At 65.7% G+C, this 18465-nt stretch carries 19 protein-coding genes; 10 read left to right on the top strand and 9 right to left on the bottom strand.

Annotated features, from left to right (window positions below; all coding sequences use genetic code 11):
• On the bottom strand, nucleotides 1–373 hold a 373-nt coding region (locus tag ACSBQT_RS17345), incomplete at its 3' end, for a flavodoxin family protein (protein ID WP_435002170.1).
• 58 nt (nucleotides 374–431) lie between these two features.
• Here ACSBQT_RS17345 and ACSBQT_RS17340 point away from each other — a divergent pair.
• From ACSBQT_RS17340 to ACSBQT_RS17330, 3 genes are all read left to right on the top strand, one after another.
• Entirely contained in the window at nucleotides 432–1343 is a 912-nt protein-coding gene (locus tag ACSBQT_RS17340) for a Sir2 family NAD-dependent protein deacetylase (RefSeq protein ID WP_052240076.1), read from the top strand.
• 83 nt (nucleotides 1344–1426) lie between these two features.
• A complete protein-coding gene (locus tag ACSBQT_RS17335; RefSeq protein ID WP_410710794.1) occupies nucleotides 1427–2017 on the top strand; it encodes a TIGR03085 family metal-binding protein in 591 nt (196 codons plus the stop codon).
• A gap of 103 nt (nucleotides 2018–2120) precedes the next feature.
• Nucleotides 2121–2522, top strand: coding sequence for a DUF4190 domain-containing protein (locus tag ACSBQT_RS17330; RefSeq protein WP_410710793.1), 402 nt, complete (start codon nucleotides 2121–2123; stop codon nucleotides 2520–2522).
• Between the two features lie 95 nt (nucleotides 2523–2617).
• On the opposite strand, the gene ACSBQT_RS17325 is transcribed toward ACSBQT_RS17330, so the two are convergent.
• The 8 genes from ACSBQT_RS17325 to ACSBQT_RS17290 are packed head-to-tail and all read right to left on the bottom strand — an operon-like array spanning nucleotide 2618 to nucleotide 8426.
• Nucleotides 2618–4252, bottom strand: coding sequence for a polyamine aminopropyltransferase (locus ACSBQT_RS17325; protein WP_410710792.1), 1635 nt, complete (start codon nucleotides 4250–4252; stop codon nucleotides 2618–2620).
• Nucleotides 4249–4677 carry a DUF350 domain-containing protein gene (locus ACSBQT_RS17320; protein WP_052240077.1) on the bottom strand — a complete coding sequence of 143 codons (429 nt, stop codon included), beginning with the start codon at nucleotides 4675–4677 and terminating at the stop codon, nucleotides 4249–4251. The genes ACSBQT_RS17325 and ACSBQT_RS17320 overlap by 4 nt, the downstream gene beginning before the upstream one ends.
• 28 nt (nucleotides 4678–4705) lie before the next feature.
• Complete coding sequence (locus tag ACSBQT_RS17315) at nucleotides 4706–5143, bottom strand: hypothetical protein (protein WP_410710791.1); 438 nt, start codon at nucleotides 5141–5143, stop codon at nucleotides 4706–4708.
• Nucleotides 5140–5766 carry a DUF2617 family protein gene (locus tag ACSBQT_RS17310; RefSeq protein WP_410710790.1) on the bottom strand — a complete coding sequence of 209 codons (627 nt, stop codon included), beginning with the start codon at nucleotides 5764–5766 and terminating at the stop codon, nucleotides 5140–5142. The genes ACSBQT_RS17315 and ACSBQT_RS17310 overlap by 4 nt, the downstream gene beginning before the upstream one ends.
• Nucleotides 5766–6416 carry a DUF4178 domain-containing protein gene (locus ACSBQT_RS17305; RefSeq protein WP_410710789.1) on the bottom strand — a complete coding sequence of 217 codons (651 nt, stop codon included), beginning with the start codon at nucleotides 6414–6416 and terminating at the stop codon, nucleotides 5766–5768. Before ACSBQT_RS17305 ends, ACSBQT_RS17310 begins: the two co-directional genes overlap by 1 nt.
• A 24-nt stretch (nucleotides 6417–6440) precedes the next feature.
• A complete protein-coding gene (locus ACSBQT_RS17300) occupies nucleotides 6441–7469 on the bottom strand; it encodes a GNAT family N-acetyltransferase (protein ID WP_410710788.1) in 1029 nt (342 codons plus the stop codon).
• 31 nt (nucleotides 7470–7500) lie between these two features.
• Complete coding sequence (locus ACSBQT_RS17295) at nucleotides 7501–7767, bottom strand: hypothetical protein (RefSeq protein WP_410710787.1); 267 nt, start codon at nucleotides 7765–7767, stop codon at nucleotides 7501–7503.
• Nucleotides 7764–8426 (bottom strand): DUF1707 SHOCT-like domain-containing protein, encoded by a 663-nt coding sequence (locus ACSBQT_RS17290; RefSeq protein ID WP_410710786.1) that lies wholly within the window; start codon nucleotides 8424–8426, stop codon nucleotides 7764–7766. The genes ACSBQT_RS17295 and ACSBQT_RS17290 overlap by 4 nt, the downstream gene beginning before the upstream one ends.
• A gap of 92 nt (nucleotides 8427–8518) precedes the next feature.
• Here ACSBQT_RS17290 and ACSBQT_RS17285 point away from each other — a divergent pair, with 92 nt between their 5' ends.
• From ACSBQT_RS17285 to ACSBQT_RS17255, 7 genes are all read left to right on the top strand, one after another.
• Nucleotides 8519–11848, top strand: coding sequence for a DNA polymerase III subunit gamma and tau (locus ACSBQT_RS17285; RefSeq protein WP_410710785.1), 3330 nt, complete (start codon nucleotides 8519–8521; stop codon nucleotides 11846–11848).
• A complete protein-coding gene (gene recR, locus ACSBQT_RS17280) occupies nucleotides 11845–12450 on the top strand; it encodes a recombination mediator RecR (RefSeq protein ID WP_025780860.1) in 606 nt (201 codons plus the stop codon). The genes ACSBQT_RS17285 and recR overlap by 4 nt, the downstream gene beginning before the upstream one ends.
• Before the next feature lie 385 nt (nucleotides 12451–12835).
• Nucleotides 12836–14161 carry an aspartate kinase gene (locus tag ACSBQT_RS17275; RefSeq protein ID WP_139468722.1) on the top strand — a complete coding sequence of 442 codons (1326 nt, stop codon included), beginning with the start codon at nucleotides 12836–12838 and terminating at the stop codon, nucleotides 14159–14161.
• Nucleotides 14158–15210 carry an aspartate-semialdehyde dehydrogenase gene (locus tag ACSBQT_RS17270; RefSeq protein WP_410710784.1) on the top strand — a complete coding sequence of 351 codons (1053 nt, stop codon included), beginning with the start codon at nucleotides 14158–14160 and terminating at the stop codon, nucleotides 15208–15210. The genes ACSBQT_RS17275 and ACSBQT_RS17270 overlap by 4 nt, the downstream gene beginning before the upstream one ends.
• A gap of 379 nt (nucleotides 15211–15589) precedes the next feature.
• Entirely contained in the window at nucleotides 15590–16660 is a 1071-nt protein-coding gene (locus ACSBQT_RS17265) for a metal ABC transporter solute-binding protein, Zn/Mn family (protein ID WP_410710783.1), read from the top strand.
• Nucleotides 16661–16662: 2 nt separating this feature from the next.
• Nucleotides 16663–17532, top strand: coding sequence for a metal ABC transporter ATP-binding protein (locus tag ACSBQT_RS17260; protein WP_410710782.1), 870 nt, complete (start codon nucleotides 16663–16665; stop codon nucleotides 17530–17532).
• Entirely contained in the window at nucleotides 17529–18437 is a 909-nt protein-coding gene (locus tag ACSBQT_RS17255) for a metal ABC transporter permease (RefSeq protein WP_410710781.1), read from the top strand. Before ACSBQT_RS17260 ends, ACSBQT_RS17255 begins: the two co-directional genes overlap by 4 nt.
• Nucleotides 18438–18465 lie beyond the last annotated feature (28 nt).

Below are 18465 nucleotides of genomic sequence, written 5' to 3'. Positions count from 1 at the left end.
AGATGAGGGGGTCGAAGGCGAGCTTCCAGCCCAGGCCCGTCGTGATCTGCTTCATCGCTGTCTCGGCCCCGGTCGTGTCATAGCCGCCGTGGATCCAATAGGAGAACGGCCTGCCGGCGGTCGGCTCGCGAACCGCGTCATACGTGGTGTCGAAGAAGTGCTTGAGGGCACCGGAGATATAGCCGAAGTTCGCGGTCGTCCCGAGCACATAGGCATCGGCGGCGAGCACATCCTCGACGCTGGCCTCCAGCGCCGGGCGGATTGTGACGTCGATGTCGCCGAGCTCGGGCATGCGGAGTCCGGACTCGGCCGCCTCGGCGATCTGCGCCGTCGCAGAGGACGGGGAATGATGAACGAGCAGAACGTTGACCATGGCCCCACCCTAGCCCCGCCCGGTGACCTCCGTCAGCACCCATGTCTACAGTGGAGCCATGGCAGTCATCTTCGACCCCCTGCGCGGACGTGTGCGTCCGGAAGCCAGCCACCCCGATGCCGCGATCATCGACGTCCTCACGAAGACCTATTCCGATGCGGATTGGGCGGTGCTCACCGGGGCGGGAATGAGCACGGACTCAGGCGTGCCCGACTACCGCGGACCGGATTCCCCGCCGCGGAATCCGATGACGATCCAGACTTTCCTATCCCACCCCGATCAGCGCGCCAGGTACTGGGCACGATCGTGGATGGGCTGGCCGCGGATGCGCAGCACCCAACCGAACCAAGCCCACCTCGCCCTGGCCGAGCTGTCCGTGGGCGGGATCATCACCCAGAACGTCGATGGACTCCATCAGGCCGCCGCCGAGGCGGTCGCCGCCGACCGTGCGACAGAGGCCGGAGCGCTGGCGCCGAGTCCCGTCATCGACCTCCACGGCAGCCTCGACCGAGTGATCTGCCTGAGCAACGGACACCTGTTCGACCGCGACTGGGTACAGCGGAGACTGAGCGAACTCAACCCGGACTTCGCCGAGGCGGTCGGCATCGACCCCATCGACGTCGAAACCGCACCCGACGGCGACGTCGAACTCGAGGACACCGCCGGATTCGCAGTCCTCGACTGCCCCGAATGCGGTGGACTGCTCAAACCCGATGTCGTCTACTTCGGCGATTCCGTCCCGGCCGCCAGGGTCCAGGCAGCCAATCGGATCGCCGACGAGGCTGCCGGACTCGTGGTGCTCGGGTCCTCGCTGGCAGTGTTGTCGGGACTGCGGTTCGTTCGGGCCGCCGCGAAGGAAGGCAAACCCGTCGTCATCGTCACCGACGGGCCAACTCGCGGAGACGAATTCGCCGACTTCCGGTCGATCTCCCGCGTCGCCGACTTCGTCACGACCTGGGCCCGCCGGTGAAGTGACAGGCCGGCGAAGCGACCGGGCGGTGAGATGACGAAGCGTCCAGGCGAGTCCAAGCCGGAGATGGAAGACTGGCGGGTATGAAAGACAATCTGGCTCGCGCCGAACGACTGCGCCTTGTCGACACAGCCCGCCGCGCCGGGGACGACGCCCCCACCCTCTGCGAGGGGTGGACGGTCAGGGACCTTGCCACCCACCTCGTCATCCGCGAACGTCATCCCCGCGCTGCCGCGGGCATCTTCATGCCGAAGTTCTCCGACCGCCTGCAGGCGAAGGAAGACGAGTACGCCGAGATGCCGTTCAGTCGGCTGCTCGGACTCGTCGCCGCACCGCCGAAGTGGACCCCGGGCGCCCTGCCGGGTGTGGAGACGGTGATGAACACGACCGAGTTCCTCGTCCACCACGAAGACATCCGCCGCGCCGCGATCGAATGGATTCCGCGTCGGCTGTCGAAAGCAGAGACCGCGACCGTCTGGGCACAGACGAAGGTGGCGCTTCTGCCCTACGCGGCGAAGGCGAAGGGTCCCGTGACGATCGAAGCTCCGGGCTTCGGTGCCCGCACAGCGGGGAAGAAGGGCGGCGGTGAGGCCGCGACGATCACCGGGGCACCGCTTGAACTGCTTCTCTACCTCATGGGACGAGAGGACCACGCGCTCGTCGACGTGCGCTGAATGTCGGGAAAACCCCATCCAGGTCGGGGGATTGGTCCCTGTCGGCGCCCGGTGAAGCCTTCCTAGGCTGGTGTCAACAGCCGATACCAAGGAGACCAGCACCATGAATGCAGCACCCACCCCGACTCCCGATCAGTTCGACCGCCCCTCCGCGGGACAGTACCCCCACCCGTCCACCGGGCAGTGCGAAGCACCGCAGAGCTACCAGAGCCAGAACCGCTATGGCCAGCGCGCCGAGGAGGATCCGGGCAAGGTGCTCGGCATCGTCTCGCTCGTGGCGACCCTGTCGACCTTCCTCGGATTCAACTTCATCGGACCCGTCATCGGCATCATCACCGGTCACATGGCGCGCAAGCGCTCACAGGAAGCCGGGTACGGAGACAACGAGATGGGCAAATGGGGCTTCATCTTAGGCCTCGTCTTCCTCGGACTCCTAGTCCTCGGATGGGCACTCGGAATCTCCTTCGGCATCGTCGGCGGCCTGGCCAGCCTCATGGCCGGCTGACCGCGAGAAGAAGGCAGCACCGACAGAGAAACGGCAGAGGGCCGACCCGGTTGGGTCGGCCCTCTGCCGTTGTCGGAAGCCCGTGTCAGACGAATTCAGTATCCGACCCAGGCTCCGCGTTCCTGGTCGAGGACCCGCGGGTGCAGCAGCGTCGAGGCCTCGACCTTGCCCACAGACGCGCGATCACGGTCCGGTGGGAACGTCGTCGAGGCGGCGAGCACCTCCGCGGTGGCGAATTTCAACCCGTCCGGAGCATCATCGGGCACGGTCACCTCGGGGCCCTCTCCGTCGAGATCGGCGAGGAAGTATCCCCAATCACCGAAGCTGGGGACATCGACGTGATAGGCAGTCGTCGACAGACCCGCCTCGGCGACGGCCTCACCGATGCCCCAATAGGCTTCAGGGGCGAAATAGGGGGAGCCGGCCTGGACGACGAGGCGCGCCTCCGGCGACATCACCTGGCGGATGAGTCCGTAGAACTCGATGCTGTAGAGCTTCGACGTCGCGACATCATCGGGGTCGGGAAGATCGGCGATGACCGCGTCATAGGCCGAATGCTTCGCCTCCCGCAGCCATGTGAAGGCATCGGCGGCGATCGTTCTCACCCGCGGATCGTCGAGGGAGTCGTCGTTGAACGCGGTGAAGTGCTCCGAGTTCTTGGCCAGTTCGAGGACCGCGGGGTCGAGGTCGACGAGCGTGACGGACTCGACGTCGGGATACTTGAGGATCTCACGCACGGCCAGGCCATCACCGCCGCCGAGAACGAGGACGTTGCGGCGCGGACCGTCCAGCAGCGGATGGACGAGGCTTTCGTGATAGCGGTACTCATCGGCCGAGGCGAACTGCAGATCCCCGTTGAGGAACAGCCGCGTATCACCGGTCCGCTTCGCCTCGGTGAGCACGATCTCCTGGTAGTCCGACCGCTGCGAATACACGATCGGATCCCGGTAGAGACGCTGCCGGGTGGTGACCTCGATATCGTCGGTGTACACCCACACCACAGTGAGCCCGCCGAGGATGAGCACAAGCAGCGTTGCCAACATGAGTTGGGCGGCGCGGCTGAGTTCAGAGCGGAAGAGCCAGAGGACGATGAGGATGCCCACCAGCGCATTCGTCATCCCCACTGCCAGCGCACCGCGCGGCAATCCGAGCAGCGGCAGCAGGAGGAACGGGAAGGCGAGCCCGCCGATGAGTCCGCCCACATAGTCGGCGGCGAAGAGGTCGGCCACCGCGCTCGAGGCCTTCTGCGCCCGAATACGCTGGACGAGCTCCATGAGCAACGGGATCTCCGCGCCGATGAGCGCGCCGATGACGAACGCGAGGGCCACCATGGCCACCGTGTAGACGTCGGCGAAGGCGAAGGCGAGGTAGAGGAGGATGACGGAGAGTCCGCCGATGATGCCCAGGGCCGCCTCGATGAGGGCGAAGGAGACCGCGGCGAACCCGGTCAGCCGTTTGGTCGCCAGCGACCCCACACCCATGGCGAAGACCATGACCGCCAGGACGATGGAGGCCTGGACGATGGTGTCGCCGAGCAGATAGGACCCCAAGGCCACGAGCGCGAGCTCGTAGACCATTCCGCAGCTCGCGCAGATGAAAACGGCGAGCAGGACGAAGAATCGGGCTGGCCCCGGACGCATCGGCAAAGTGATCGGTCGGGCCGCCTCGGTGGTGGTGTCGGTCGGTGCGGTCCCGGCCGAGTGCCGACCGGATTCGTCAGCGGCGCTCAAAGGAGGGCTGCGGCCATGATGCCCGCGATGCCCAGGTGGGCGGTGGCGTTGACCCAGACCTCGGGGTGCATCTGTGGGGAGTTGATGATGTCGCCGGTCTTGCCCGGGGTGAGCAGGCCGATGAGCACGAAGCTCACTCCCATGAGGATGATGCCGAGGATGCCGAAGACGAGGGTGGACAGGATGCCTGCGGCCAGGTCATCGGAGCTCGCGCGGATGGCTGCGATGACGATGATCGCGACTCCGGCCAGGTCGGAGGCGACGAGGACCGCGGCATTGCGCGACTTCTGCTCCCACAGGATGACGTGGAGCTTGCCCGGGGTGAGCAGGTCGACGACGAAGTAGCCGATGACCATGAGGAGGAGTCCGCAGCCCGCATAGGAGAGGACGACTCCGGTCTCGTAGATGAGGTAATTCAGGAGCATGTCTGCCTTTCGCTGTGCCTGATCGTGCCTATTTTCCGGTGCCCGGTCCGCCGCCGCGGAAGCCGGAGCCGTCGCCGTAGTTCGATCCGCCGCCGGTGAAGAACGGGAGGAAGAAGAATCCGCCGCCTCTGGAGCGGGACGAGTCGCAGCCGACGTAGTCGTAGCTGCTGCCGTTCTTCTCGTAATCGCCCTCACCGGGATTCGAGACGTATTGGCCGTTGCTGAGGTCGTAGTCACCGCAGTTCGACGACCCGGACGAGCCGCAGCCTTGGAACATGTTGCCGATGACGATGAGGATGACGACGAAGAAGATGATCGGTCCGCAGCCGATGCGGCGCGGCTTCCGCCCCGATCCGTCGCCGGGCCGCTGCGGTCCGCTGGGACGTTGGGGGCCGGATGGACCGGAGTTTTCGCGGTCGAAGTTGAAAGAGCCGCCGCCCATCGAGACGTTCGGTCCCTGGCTCATGTCGACCTCCTCAATTCGGAGCTGCTGTGCACGATCTCTCCATGCTGCGGGTAGCAGTGCCACGACTGCCAGGCGATCCGGTCGGGACCTGCTGCGGTCAGCGACAGTGCCGTCAGTGCGCCGGGCTGTCCGGGGAACGCGACCGAGAGGTGGTCGTCTGCGGTGAGGGCACGGTCGGCACCGGCGGCGAGCACCTCGGCGGCGGCCCTCGGGAAGTCCCCGGTCACGTGGGTGCGAGTCGCGGTGAATCGGTGTTCGGTGAATCCGGCCCACCGACCGTGGCGGATGTCTTCGCAGTCCCACCGCGGTCGTTTCGGAGACGAATCGTCCCCATCCTCGCCGAGGCAGGCGAAGGTCTCGATGAACGCATCGGTGCGCCCGGCGCTCAGGATCGCCTGGTGGGAGGAACCGATGACGGTCAGAGTCAGGGCCAACGCGGGCGTCGCCTCGGCGAGGGTGGACTCTGTATCAGCGATCACTGCGTCAGTGGGTGCGACTACGGTGGGCACATGAACGTTGCGGGAGGCCAGCGGAGCGATCCGTCCGTGGTCGAGGCTCAGCCGCAGCGCCTCGGCACTGGTGTCGGTGAAGGGGACGTCGAGTGGGCGGGGGAGGGTGAGCATCAGCTGCCGGAGTAGATGGTGAAGGAACCGGTCGGGATGGTCTCTCCCGTGCTCACTTCCCAACGTCCGTGGTCGAAGCGTTCGAAGGCGAGCAGGCGGCCGTCACCGGATTCGTAGTCGACATAGTCGACCCCGCCCTTCTCGTTCAGCCCCGTGGTGCCTTCGGACCGGTAGGAGGCGGTGCCGTGCTCGACGAGTTCGTAGTCGGTGCCGTCGATGGTGATGGTCCGGGCCTTCGGTTCGATGTCGAGGTCGGGGCGGTCGCGCCAGCGGGCGACCTGCACGTCGGGGTCGCGTTCGACGCTCAGCCACATGCGGGTCGCCGAGGCGTCGGCCTGGAAGAAGTGCTCGGCCCAGTCGTAGCCGCCCTCGGAGATGCGCAGGGTGCCGCGGACGAAGAACTTCTCGTTGCCGAATTCGAGGAGATCGCCGGCTTTGATGGTCTCGGGATCACCGCCGGTGTTCTGGTCGGCGGCGAAGGGGTCGCGCGGGGTGGTCGGCTGCTGTGTCTGCTCCTGCTTGCGGGCTTTGTTCGCGCGGGAGCGGATGACGAGCACGGTCACGAGGACGACGATGATGAAGACGAGGACGGCGATGAGGAGTTCTGTGGGCACGGCGGTCTGCTTCGATTCGATGGCCGGACGGGTCACCGCCCACTCTAGTCGACCGGAATGTCACGCGCGGCTGTGATCGGACTTCTTCTCCAGAGCGGTCATCGTATCGGCGATGAAGAACCCGAGGTCGCGGTTGAGTGCGAGCATCGGTTCGTTGCCCGTCGCCGTGTACGTCTGCACCCATTTCGCCGAGGCGGTCGCGGCGACCGCGGGCAGCTGACGCAGGTTCGCGACCTTGAGGGCCCGACCGATTCCGCGGCCTCGATAGGCTCGGTCGACGAGCGTGTCCTCCTGGATGACGATCTGCGGATCGTGCGAGGAGACCATGATCTCCGTATAGCCGACGGCGAGTTCGCCCACGTGCGCCATCGAGCTGACCAAGGTCCAGCCCTGCTCTTCCATCCGCTCCTCATGGCTGCGGATCGCCGCAGTGCTGGCATGGGTGGCGGTGCGGGTGAGCTTGCCGACGGGCACGTCCTCATCCATCTGCTCCCGCAGCTGGGTCCAGGACTCCAACACCTCCTCGGGGCAGGCTCCGATCCATGAGGTGACCGAGAAGTCCGGGTCCTCCCTGATCACGGGCACGACCGTCGATGCACCCGAATCCTTGTACCGATTCGCATCGGCGTCGAGGTAGGCGGGCAGGTCGAGCAGCAGCCGGTGCTCCTCGTTGCCGATGCTCATCCCGTGCGCCTGCGCGAAGGCGACCCCGGCAGGGCAGTAGGTTTCGGTCTGCACGATCGCCGAGGATTCGCCACCGTCATCGAGGAACTGTGCGGCCGCCTCGGCGAGGGCAGTGCCGAAACCCTGCCGACGGTGAGCCGAGAGGACACCGAGTTCGATATCGGTCGGTGTTTCGGGGGAGAAGCTGATCTCGACGCCGCCGATGATCTGCTCGCCGAGGCGGCCCACCAGGGCGATGTCCTGCCCTCCCGGGCGCGGGTGGGCGAATTGGGTCAGCGTCGTCTCGGCGCTGCGCCACCAGGCGGCGGTGCGGCCCTCGGTGTAAGTGGTGCGCATGACGTCGTTCCACGTCAGCAGCGCAGACTCATCGTCGGCGGTGATGCGCGTGATCTGAATCTCAGACATGGTGAAAGTCGATCACGGCAGGTGCCGGTTTTCAAGGACGCCGGGGTTCGGGGCCCTCGGGACGGTCGGGGTCGTCGGTGCTGTTGATCCCCTCGGAGCCGGACTGGTCCGCAGCGGATCCGGGGTCGGGTGGGTCGGTGGGGGCCGCCTCGGCGTGGGGATCGCGTTTGGGCAGGCGGGAGCCGATATGCGCACCGGGAGTGTTCATCACCCGGTACACGAGGAAGGCGCCGACGCTGAAGACGACGATGATGCACAGGGTGAGGAAGATGACAGCGCCGAGTCCGGGCTGCATCATCTCGCCATTCGCCGACGGTCGAAGTAGTTCGCGAAGCGAGCCTTGAACGACCCCATGCCGATCGATCCGCCCACGCGCACGAGGGGTCGGCGCCCGGTCGGCACCGCATCGACGACGGATTTCACGCTGCCCCAGGTCTTCGAGAGCTGGTCGACGTTGACGGCCCAGTCAGCAGGGACGACGACGGTGACGGCGCCCATTCCGGCGACGATCTCGACCTCGATGACCTCGAGATCGGTCTCGACCTCGAGGAAGTTCAGCTCGATGTTCGACATCGAGGGTTCGCAGCGGATATACGGCGGGACCGCCCACCTGGCACGGCGGACCTCGGACTCCCAACCGGCCTTGATGACGAGCGGATCGAAGCGGTCATGGCCCGTGACCGTCATCGCGCGAGCAGGGGCAGGAGCGATCGCCGAGGCGGGGCGGAAGCGATCGGAGGGCCGCTCGGTGGTGAGGTCGGCGAGCACCTCGTCGAGGTCGATGGGGAACTTCGCGGATTGAACCTTCTCCATCCGTTCGTCGAGCTCGTCGACCGTGATCCGACCGTCTCCGGCGGCTTCCCGCAGGATCTCGATCGCCTCGTCGCGTTCCTTGTGGCCGATGCGGAAGGTCTTTGCGGGGTCGTACTCGTCGGGGGAGGGGGTGGCTGAGCTCATGATCTCTATCGTGCCTGATCGGGAAGTCGGCGACAACGGCGGGGAGTCCGGGGCCGTGTCTCGTGTCAGCCGTTGGCATTAGGCTAGGGGACGTGTCCACCGCACTGTACAGAAGATACCGCCCAGAGACCTTCGACGAGGTCATCGGTCAAGAGCATGTGACCGATCCGCTGAAGGCCGCCATCGAACGTGGCCGCATCAACCATGCCTATCTGTTCTCCGGCCCGCGCGGGTGCGGCAAGACCACCTCGGCGCGGATCCTGGCCCGGTGCCTCAACTGCGAGCAGGGACCGACCCCGGTGCCGTGCGGGGAATGCCCGAGCTGTCGGGACCTGGCCAACGGCGGACCCGGTTCGCTCGACGTCGTCGAGATCGACGCGGCCAGCCACAACGGCGTCGATGACGCCCGTGACCTGCGTGAACGTGCCGTCTATGCGCCTGCGCGCGATCGGTACAAGGTGTTCATCCTCGACGAGGCGCACATGGTCACCTCGCAGGGCTTCAACGCTCTGCTCAAGATCGTCGAAGAGCCGCCCCCGCATATCAAGTTCATCTTCGCCACGACCGAACCCGAGAAGGTCATCGGCACGATCCGCTCGCGGACCCACCACTATCCGTTCCGGCTGGTGCCGCCGGAGGCCCTGGGCAACTACCTCGAGGAGCTGTGCGCTCGCGAGGGTGTGCAGGTGGCCAAGGGCGTGCTGCCGCTGGTCGTCCGCGCCGGTGGGGGATCGGTGCGTGACACGCTGTCGGTCCTCGACCAGCTCATCGCCGGGGCCGGGCCCGATGGGGTCGACTACGGTCGAGCCGTCGCTCTGCTCGGATACACTCCTGATTCGCTACTGTCCGACATCGTCGATGCATTCTCCGCCGGCGACGGTGCCGGGGTGTACCGCGCGGTGGAGCGGGTCATCGAATCCGGTCAGGACCCGAGGCGCTTCGTCGAAGATCTGCTCGAGCGCTTCCGGGATCTCATCGTCATCAACGCCGCCCCCGAGGCGGCCCATGCCTTCCTGCCCGAAGTGCCGCCGGACCGCCTGGAGAGGCTGACCCTGCAGGCCAACGGCTTCGGGCAGGGTGAGCTCTCCCGTGCCGCGGACCTGCTGAATGTGGGCCTGACGGAGATGTCGGGTGCCACCTCGCCGAGGCTGCAGCTCGAACTCATCTGTGCCCGCATTCTGCTGCCCGGTTCCGGCCGCAGCCGGGATGCTGTGCTCAGCCGCATGGAGCGGATGGAGCGTCGCATCGGCATGTCGGCCACCGGCGTGGCAGCGAACGTGCCGCCGGCGCAGGCCGTCCCGGACCCGGGTGCGGCGCAGGCCCCTGTGCAGGGTGTTCCTGCCGATCAGGGACAGTCTGCCGGTCGACCCTCGGCAGGTGAGGCGTCGCCCGGTGCGCCGGGCCGCGGAGCCGGAGCACCGGCTGCGAACGCGTCTGCCGGACAGACCCAGAGTGCCGCTCACGACGACTTCGACGACATCGCGGCCATGGCTGCGGCTGCCGAATCGATGCTCAACGAACCGGTGGCGCAGCCGGGGCAGCAGCCTGAGCAGGGGCAGTCGGCTCAGCATGATGGCCAGGCCGAGCCAGAGCAGGCACCGCCGTCCGGACCTCAATCTCAGACCGCGAACGCTGGTCCGCAGCAGCAGTCTGCTGAGGATCCCCGGAGCGCAGCTGACGGCCGGCCGGCGCAGGAACAGCAGTCGTCGCCCGATTCGCTGCCCGAGCCTTCGGCCGAAGCGTCGGGTGCGCCGCAGAATGAATCGCAATCTGTGCAGGAGAACCAGCACAGCCGGGACTCTGCCGGTGCCTCCGTGCCCAGTTTCGCACCGGACTCCGCGTCGTCGAACCAGCCTCAGCGTCAGTCCGCTCCTGCGCCTGCGGCTGCGACACCAGCCGGACCCGCCGATGGCTCACAACAGTCCGAGCAGGCAGCGGCGCCGGAAGCGACCTCGGTGGCGGGATCCGGCGACATCGGCGGTGAGATCGAAGCGATCCGCCGCGCTTGGCCGAGCATCCTCGCCTCGGTGGAGAAGCGCAGCCGTCTGACACGAGCGATCATCGCGGCCAATGCGATCCCGCAGTCGTTCTCCGACGGAGTCGTCTACCTCGGCTTCAACAACGCCGGATCCGTGCAGGGATTCCAGCAGCGTGACCATGCGGCCAAACTCGCAGCGGCGATCAATGACGTCCTGGGCATCCAGGCTCGTATCGACGTCGGCGATGTCGGTCGGATCGGCGGAGGAACTGCCGGCGCCGGCAATCAGGGCAAAGGTTCCTCGGCGCCGCCCATGAACGACCCCGGCGGCAATCACGGACCGGCGCCGAGCCAGCGCCGCCCGAGTCCGCAGGAAGTCGCCGCAGTCGTCGGTACTCGTGAAGTCGACAAACCACAGGTCGACCACGAGAAGTTCTGGGAACCCAGCGGTCCGACTCAGGGTCCCTGGTCCTCCGACGACGAGGAGGGGGAACAGCCGGGCCCACCGACTGAACCCACACCTCAGGACAACCCCGTTGAACCGGCCGAAACCACCGAAGAGGGATCGGCCGATTCTGATCCGGAATCCTCGGGCTCTCAGATTCCCGCTTCGGACTCGTCCGTCTCCGAAGGATCAGACTGGAACGCTCCTGAGCCGAGCGTTCCTGACCACGATTCTTCCGAACCAGCCGTCCCGGACGTCGTTGTGCCCGACCTGTCCGACGATGACTTCTTCGGTACGCCGACAGACGCGGGAACTGATTCGACCGACTCCGGCAACGCACCGGCCGACGACTTCGGCCGGTCGGCGCAATCCCATTCGCAGGAATCAGCGTCTGCGGGTTCGACCGGCTTCGTCGACGATTCGCCGATGGAGTATGTCGAACCTCGCTGGGAGGAACCGAATTGGAACGACGGTCCCTCACCGATCGACCCCGCACCCGTCGATGCGGCATCGACAGGCACAGCCTCGGCCGACATCGACGAGACGAGCGCCGGCAGCGGAGCTGTCGACGTCGGAGCTGTCGTCGTACCGCCGCCCGATGACGATCTCGACTATCCCGATCTCGCCGACACTTCGAGCGACTTCAGGGGAGGTGCCTTCGACCAGTCGGCACGTGCCGTGCAGTCGCCGCCGGCCCATGGGGGAGAGGCGAAACCGTTCAAATCGCGCTTCGCCGCGCTTGCCGAGAAGCACGGTGCCACCACCACTCCGCCTGCCGGATCCGGATACGGATCAGCTCCGCAGACCAACCCGGCGGGCGGGAACGCACCGGGGGCCGCCTCGGCGCCGGGATCGAACCCCTACCCGCAGCGGTCGGGATCGGACGAGGACGAGTATGATCCGGAAACGGACCTCGACGTCTCCGAAGCGCCGCAGATGGGCGTCGACGTGATCGCACGGGTCCTCGGCGGCGAAATCATTGACGAAAGAGAAGTATGAGCGCTGTATACGAAGGTGCCCTTCAGGACTTGGTCGAAGAGTTCGGCAAGCTTCCGGGCATCGGGCCCAAATCGGCCCAGCGTCTGGCGTTCCACATCCTGCAGACGGACTCGCAGGACGTCAACGCACTGGCACAGGCGCTCACCGACGTGAAGAAGCGAGTGCGATTCTGCGAGATCTGCGGAAACGTCTCCGAAGAAGCCGAATGCACGGTCTGTCAGGACCCGCGCCGCGATCGGTCGATGATCTGTGTGGTCGAAGAGCCCAAGGACGTCGTCGCGATCGAGCGGACCCGAGAATACCGGGGCCTCTACCACGTCCTCGGCGGAGCCATCGACCCGATGGCCGGGGTCGGACCCGACAATCTGCGGATCAAAGAGCTCATGACCCGCCTGCAGGACGGTGAGGTCAAGGAGACCGTCATCGCCACGGACCCGAACCTCGAAGGCGAAGCCACCGCCACGTACCTCGTCCGCCTGCTCGGATCGCTCGGTGTGACCGTCACCCGTCTGGCCTCGGGGCTGCCCGTCGGCGGCGATCTCGAATACGCCGACGAAGTCACCCTCGGCCGGGCCTTCTCCGGTCGCCGCGAAATCGACTGACCGCCTCGGCGGGAAGACTCTCGACTTCACGGATCTTCCGCATCTGCTCAGGTGATTTCCCGGGCTCCGAGGTCCTATTCGTCGAGCTCAGACGTCCCGTTTATAACGATTTCTGAGCGGGGGCTGAACGCCCGGTGACCAACCGCCGTCTCGCCTATGTGCACAGTCAACGCTCGGGTCTGCACGTGCAGACATTCAGCCCGGTCAGACGGTGTCTGAATGACGGGCGAAGGTGAAGCGGAATGACCTACCTCATACAATGGTTCAGGTGCCGGGAGCCCGACACGGCTGAAATCCTGATCGATGCAGCACGAGACCTCCATGTTTGGAACCATGGAATCGATCGCCTGGCACGGAACTTATCAGCGATAAGGAAGATACTGCAGTGAGCATAGTCGTCCAGAAGTTCGGTGGGTCCTCGGTAGCCGATGCGGAATCGGTCAAGCGGGTGGCCAAACGAATTGTCGAGTACCGTCAAGCCGGTCACGAAGTAGTTGTCGTGGTGTCGGCCATGGGTGACAGTACCGATGATCTCATCGACTTGGCCCAACAGGTTTCCCCCATGCCCCCCGCCCGCGAACTCGATATGCTGCTGACCGCCGGTGAGCGCATCTCGATGGCGGTTCTGGCCATGGCGATCGCCAACCTCGGCTTCGAAGCCCAGTCCTTCACCGGTTCCCAGGCCGGAGTCATCACCGATGAGCAGTTCGGCAAGGCCCGAATCATCGACGTCACTCCCGGCCGCATCCGGTCCTCCCTCGACGAGGGATACGTCGCCATCGTCGCAGGATTCCAGGGCGTCAGCCAGACTGCGAAGAACATCACCACGCTCGGTCGCGGCGGCTCCGACACCACCGCTGTGGCACTGGCCGCGTCGCTCGATGCCGATGTGTGCGAGATCTACACCGACGTCGACGGCGTCTTCACCGCCGACCCGCGGATCGTGCCCACGGCGCGCAAGATCGATGAGATCGGCTACGAGGAGATGATGGAGATGGCCGCCTCGGGCGCCAAGGTCCTCATGCTCCGCTGCGTCGAATACGCCCGCCGTTACAACGTGCCGGTGCACGTGCGGTCCTCATTCTCTCGCAACCAAGGAACCTGGGTGACCGATTCACCCATCCCCGAAGCCTTCCGCCAGGGCCGGGGATCATCGACCCCGGCAGCGGAACCAGAAACGGAGTCCACCATGGAACAGGCAATCATCTCCGGCGTCGCCCACGACCGCTCGGAAGCCAAGGTCACGATCGTCGGTGTTCCCGATGTCCCCGGCAAGGCCGCCGAGATCTTCAAGACTCTGGCCAAGCAGGAAGCCAACATCGACATGATCGTCCAGAACATCTCCACCCGCGAGCCGGGGAAGACGGACATCTCCTTCACCCTGCCCATGGACGACGGAGCCAAGGCGCTTGAGGCCCTCGACGGTGTGAAGGCAGAGATCGGCTTCGACCAGGTCCGCTACGACGACCAGATCGGCAAGCTCTCCGTCGTCGGCGCCGGAATGCGCTCCCACCCGGGCGTGACCGCGACTCTCTTCGAGGCGCTCAGCGAAGCCCAGGTCAACATCGATATGATCTCCACCTCGGAGATCCGCATCAGCGTCGTCACCCGAGCAGACCTGCTCGACGACGCGGTCCGTGCCGCTCATGCCGCGTACGGACTCGACAGTGAAGACAACGAAGCAGTGGTGTACGGAGGTACCGGACGATGAGCGTCAATATCGGAGTAGTCGGTGCGACCGGCCAGGTCGGCGGAGTCATGCTCGACCTCCTGGCCGATGATCCCGGGTTCGAGATCGGAACTCTGAGGCTCTTCGCCTCGGCCCGATCGGCAGGGAAGACGATCGACTTCAAGGGCCAGCCCATCACCGTCGAAGACGCCGCCGAGGCGGACCCGAGCGGACTCGACATCGCTCTGTTCTCCGCCGGCGGGGCGACGTCCAAGGCGCAGGCCGAGCGTTTCGCCGCGGCCGGTGTCATCGTCGTCGACAACTCCTCGGCCTGGCGTTCGGATCCGGAGGTTCCGCTCGTCGTCAGCGAGGTCAACCCCGATGCCCTCAATGAACCGCCCAAGGGCATCATTGCGAACCCGAACTGCACGACCATGGCCGCCATGCCCGTGCTCAAGGCTCTCCATGACAAGGCCGGGCTCAGCCGTCTCATCGTGGCCACCTATCAGGCCGTGTCCGGTTCGGGTCTGTCCGGAGTCGAGGAACTCGCCGGTCAGCTCGAAGCCGGTCTGCCCGACGCCCGCAAGCTCACCACCGACGGAAACGCGGTGAGCCTGCCGGAGCCTGACAACTACGTCGAACCGATCGCGTTCAACGTTCTGCCGATGGCCGGATCGGTCGTCGACGACGGGCAGAACGAAACCGATGAAGAGAAGAAGCTGCGCAACGAGAGCCGGAAGATCCTCGGACTGCCCGACCTCCTGGTCGCCGGTACCTGCGTGCGCGTGCCCGTCTTCACCGGACACAGCCTGAGCATCCACGCCGAATTCGACTCCGATATCAGCCCCGAGCAGGCCACCGAGATCCTGTCGCAGGCTCCCGGAGTTGCCCTCGACGAGGTCCCGACCCCGCTCAAGGCCGCGGGTCGAAACGACAGCTACGTCGGCCGCATCCGCGCCGACCAGTCGGCACCGGCAGGCAAGGGGCTCGTCCTCTTCGTCTCCAACGACAACCTGCGCAAGGGTGCGGCACTGAACACCGTGCAGATCGCCGCCCTGCTGGCCAAGAAGCTCGAGGCGAAGGCCGCCTGAGCCAGCAAGGCAACGACAGTCAGGTGACGAACCGCCCGGATGCACACGCTTTCGGGCGGTTCGTTGTTGTTTCTCGCAGTCGCACTCGACTGCCCGTCAGCGGCAGTCTCGTTCAAGGCCACGCTCGTTTATCCAGAGTTCCCGCACGCCGGTCGAACTCGTTCAAGCGCAACCGCAGATTGCACGCGGTACACGGAGCGAAAAGTGCGCTCCGCCTTGAACGAGCGGACCTCGGGCGACGGTATGGGTGCAAAGTGTCGAAAGTGGCCGCAACATATAAAAGCGTTGCTATATATAAATATTTATATTAGTGGCGGGCCCTCGATCTGAGTATCGTCGACGATGCTGCTTCATCCTCGACGCCTTAGAAAGGCTCCTCATGACCTCCTCGCGCATTCTTCTCACCTCCGCTGCCATCGCCTCCTCGGCGACGTTGGTCCTCAGCGGCTGTGGGGGACAGGCCTCTGAAGCCGACACCGGGGCTCTGCGCGTGGTGACCTCGACCAACGTCTACGCCGATATCGTCTCCCAGGTGGCCGGCGACTTCGCCGAGGTGAGCCCGATCATCGATGATCCGAACCAGGATCCGCACTCTTACGAGGCGACCACGCAGGACCGCCTGAAACTGTCGAAGGCCGACCTCGTGGTACAGAACGGCGGCGGCTACGACGCATTCATGACCGGAATGCTCGATGCCTCCGGTACCGACGTCGACATCATCGACACGGTCTCGATCTCCGGCCTGCCCGGCTCGGAGGGCCTCGGCAACGAGCCGCACGACCACGATCACGGCGAGGGCCATGACGAAGAGGAAGCGCACGGCGGCGGGCACACTCACGAGGGTGAGGAGGGCCATGATCATGAGCACGCGGATGAAGGTCACGATGAAGAGGGGCACGAAGGCCATGATCACGGATCATTCAACGAACACCTGTGGTACTCGGTCCCGACGATGACGAAGCTCGTCGACGAAGCGGCGACTCACCTCGGCGAGGCCCTGCCCGAACATCAGGGCGAGTTCGAGGAGAACGCGAAGGAATACAAAGCGGAGCTGACCGCGCTGCAGGACGATATCGATGCGGTGAAGAAGGAACACGGCGGCGAGAAGGTCGCCGCGACCGAACCGATCCCGCTGTGGCTGTTCGACGATATGGGGTTGGAGAACGTCACATCGATGGAGTTCCTCGCCGCCGTCGAAGAGGGCAATGATGTGCCGCCGCTGGTGCTCAAGGCCGCGGAGAAGCAGATCTCCGATGGAGATGCCGTGCTGCTTGGATACAATACTCAAGCGGCAGGTCCGCAGGCAGAGGCCTTGAAGTCCACAGCTGAGGATTCCGACGTCCCGGTCGTCGACCTCGCCGAGACCATGCCTTCGGGAACGCACTATGCCGACTGGATGGGCGGCTACATCACCGAAATCTCAACAGCACTCGAAGGGCACAAGCACTGAACATGGCCAAGGAATCCGACGCTTCCGCACCGGCAACACCACGGGAGCCGGTGATTCGACTGCGCGACGCCGAACTGCGGTTCGGTCCGCGTGTGCTCTGGCACGATCTCGACCTCGACGTCGCGCCCGGGGAGTTCCTCGCGGTCCTCGGCCCCAACGGCACCGGCAAGACCTCCCTGCTCAAGGTGCTGCTGGGACAGAACGCGCTGTCGTCCGGCACCGCCGAAGTCGGAGGTCGGGAAGTGCACAAGGGCAACCCCGCCATCGGCTACATTCCGCAGCAGCGCGGAATCGATCCGCACACCCCGATGCGCGGCCGCGATCTGGTGCGCATGGGCATCGACGGTCACCGGTGGGGGATGGGCCTGCTGTCCCGGGGACGGAAGAAGAAGGTCGAAGACCTCTTGGCCTCCGTCGGCGCCACCGACTATGCCGATGCCCCCGCCGGCACGGTCTCCGGCGGTGAGCTGCAGCGACTGCGTGTGGCTCAATCCCTGGCCAACGATCCCACGGTTCTGCTCTGCGACGAACCGCTGCTGTCCCTCGACCTGCACCACCAGCAGGTGGTGGCCGCGCTGCTGCACGAACAGCGGGTCGAACGCGATGCCGCGGTCGTCTTCGTCACCCACGAGATCAACCCGATCCTGCCGTATGTCGACCGGATCCTCTACATCGTCGGCGGGCATTTCCTCATCGGCACCCCCGCCGAGGTGATGACCACCGAATCGCTGTCCCGCCTCTACGGCGCCCCGGTCGAAGTGGTCCGCGTCGGCGGCCGCCTCGTCGTCGTCGGCGGTGAGGAGGAGTGCGTCGATCACCACACCCTGCCCGATGACTCCTTCGACCTCGACGGGACGGTGGTGAACCGATGAGTATGACAGAGGTCTTTGCGAACCTCTTCACCTTCGAGGATTACGGCGAACTCGTCGCGCTGCTGGCGAATTCGCTCATCGCCGCGGCGCTGCTCGGTGTCGTCGGCGGCCTCATCAGTGTCTTCGTCATGGCTCGGGACATCCCTTTCGCCGTTCACGGGGTCTCCGAACTCTCCTTCGCCGGTGCCGCCTTCGCTCTGCTCGTCGGTTTCGACGTCGTGACCGGGTCGATCGTCGGGTCCGTCGTCGCTGCCCTCATCATCGGCATCGGCGGGGCCAAGGATTCGGAGAAGAACGCGATCATCGGCGTCCTCATGCCCTTCGGCCTGGGACTGGCGATCCTCTTCCTCGCCCTGTACGACGGGCGAGCGGCGAGCAAGTTCGGGCTGCTCACCGGCCAGATCGTCGCGATCACCCCCGGCCAGATCCTCACCCTCATCATCTGTGCGCTGGCCGTTCTCGTGGTGTTGGCGATCGTCTGGCGTCCGCTCATGTTCTCCAGCCTCGACCCCGAGGTGGCTCGGGCCAAGGGTGTGCCGGTCAGTGTGCTCACCATCGTCTTCATGCTCACGCTCGGACTCGCCGTGGCGCTGAGTGTGCAGGTCGTCGGTGTCCTCCTCGTCCTCGCTCTTCTCATCACTCCGGCCGCCGCGGCGACTCAGCTCTCGGCCTCTCCGGTGTGGGTTCCGGTGCTCAGCGTGATCTTCGCCGTGACCGCCTCGGTCGGTGGCATCCTCATCGCGCTCGGTTCGCCGGTGGTCCCGATCAGCCCGTTCGTCACGACGATCTCGTTCCTCATCTACGTCGTCTGCCGCCTCGTCGGCGGTCGCCGGATGAAATCCCTGCATCGTCGCCGCGCCCACCGTGCCGCAAAAGAGCACAACGCCCCCATCCCCACCCCCTGATTACTACCCGACGGCGGCCCAGCAACCT

The sequence above is a fragment of the Brevibacterium sp. H602 genome, from assembly GCF_051172395.1.
Taxonomy (GTDB): domain Bacteria; phylum Actinomycetota; class Actinomycetes; order Actinomycetales; family Brevibacteriaceae; genus Brevibacterium.
Note: the sequence above shows the minus strand (reverse complement) of the source record. Positions and strands in the feature narration are given on the sequence as shown.

Coding starts and splice junctions, on each gene's coding strand:
- ACSBQT_RS17340 (WP_052240076.1), top strand. CDS start 432: ATGGCAGTCATCTTCGACCCCCTGCGCGGACGTGTGCGTCCGGAAGCC.
- ACSBQT_RS17335 (WP_410710794.1), top strand. CDS start 1,427: ATGAAAGACAATCTGGCTCGCGCCGAACGACTGCGCCTTGTCGACACA.
- ACSBQT_RS17330 (WP_410710793.1), top strand. CDS start 2,121: ATGAATGCAGCACCCACCCCGACTCCCGATCAGTTCGACCGCCCCTCC.
- ACSBQT_RS17320 (WP_052240077.1), bottom strand. CDS start 4,677: ATGCTCCTGAATTACCTCATCTACGAGACCGGAGTCGTCCTCTCCTAT.
- ACSBQT_RS17315 (WP_410710791.1), bottom strand. CDS start 5,143: ATGAGCCAGGGACCGAACGTCTCGATGGGCGGCGGCTCTTTCAACTTC.
- ACSBQT_RS17310 (WP_410710790.1), bottom strand. CDS start 5,766: ATGCTCACCCTCCCCCGCCCACTCGACGTCCCCTTCACCGACACCAGT.
- ACSBQT_RS17300 (WP_410710788.1), bottom strand. CDS start 7,469: ATGTCTGAGATTCAGATCACGCGCATCACCGCCGACGATGAGTCTGCG.
- ACSBQT_RS17295 (WP_410710787.1), bottom strand. CDS start 7,767: ATGATGCAGCCCGGACTCGGCGCTGTCATCTTCCTCACCCTGTGCATC.
- ACSBQT_RS17290 (WP_410710786.1), bottom strand. CDS start 8,426: ATGAGCTCAGCCACCCCCTCCCCCGACGAGTACGACCCCGCAAAGACC.
- recR (WP_025780860.1), top strand. CDS start 11,845: ATGAGCGCTGTATACGAAGGTGCCCTTCAGGACTTGGTCGAAGAGTTC.
- ACSBQT_RS17270 (WP_410710784.1), top strand. CDS start 14,158: ATGAGCGTCAATATCGGAGTAGTCGGTGCGACCGGCCAGGTCGGCGGA.
- ACSBQT_RS17265 (WP_410710783.1), top strand. CDS start 15,590: ATGACCTCCTCGCGCATTCTTCTCACCTCCGCTGCCATCGCCTCCTCG.
- ACSBQT_RS17260 (WP_410710782.1), top strand. CDS start 16,663: ATGGCCAAGGAATCCGACGCTTCCGCACCGGCAACACCACGGGAGCCG.
- ACSBQT_RS17255 (WP_410710781.1), top strand. CDS start 17,529: ATGAGTATGACAGAGGTCTTTGCGAACCTCTTCACCTTCGAGGATTAC.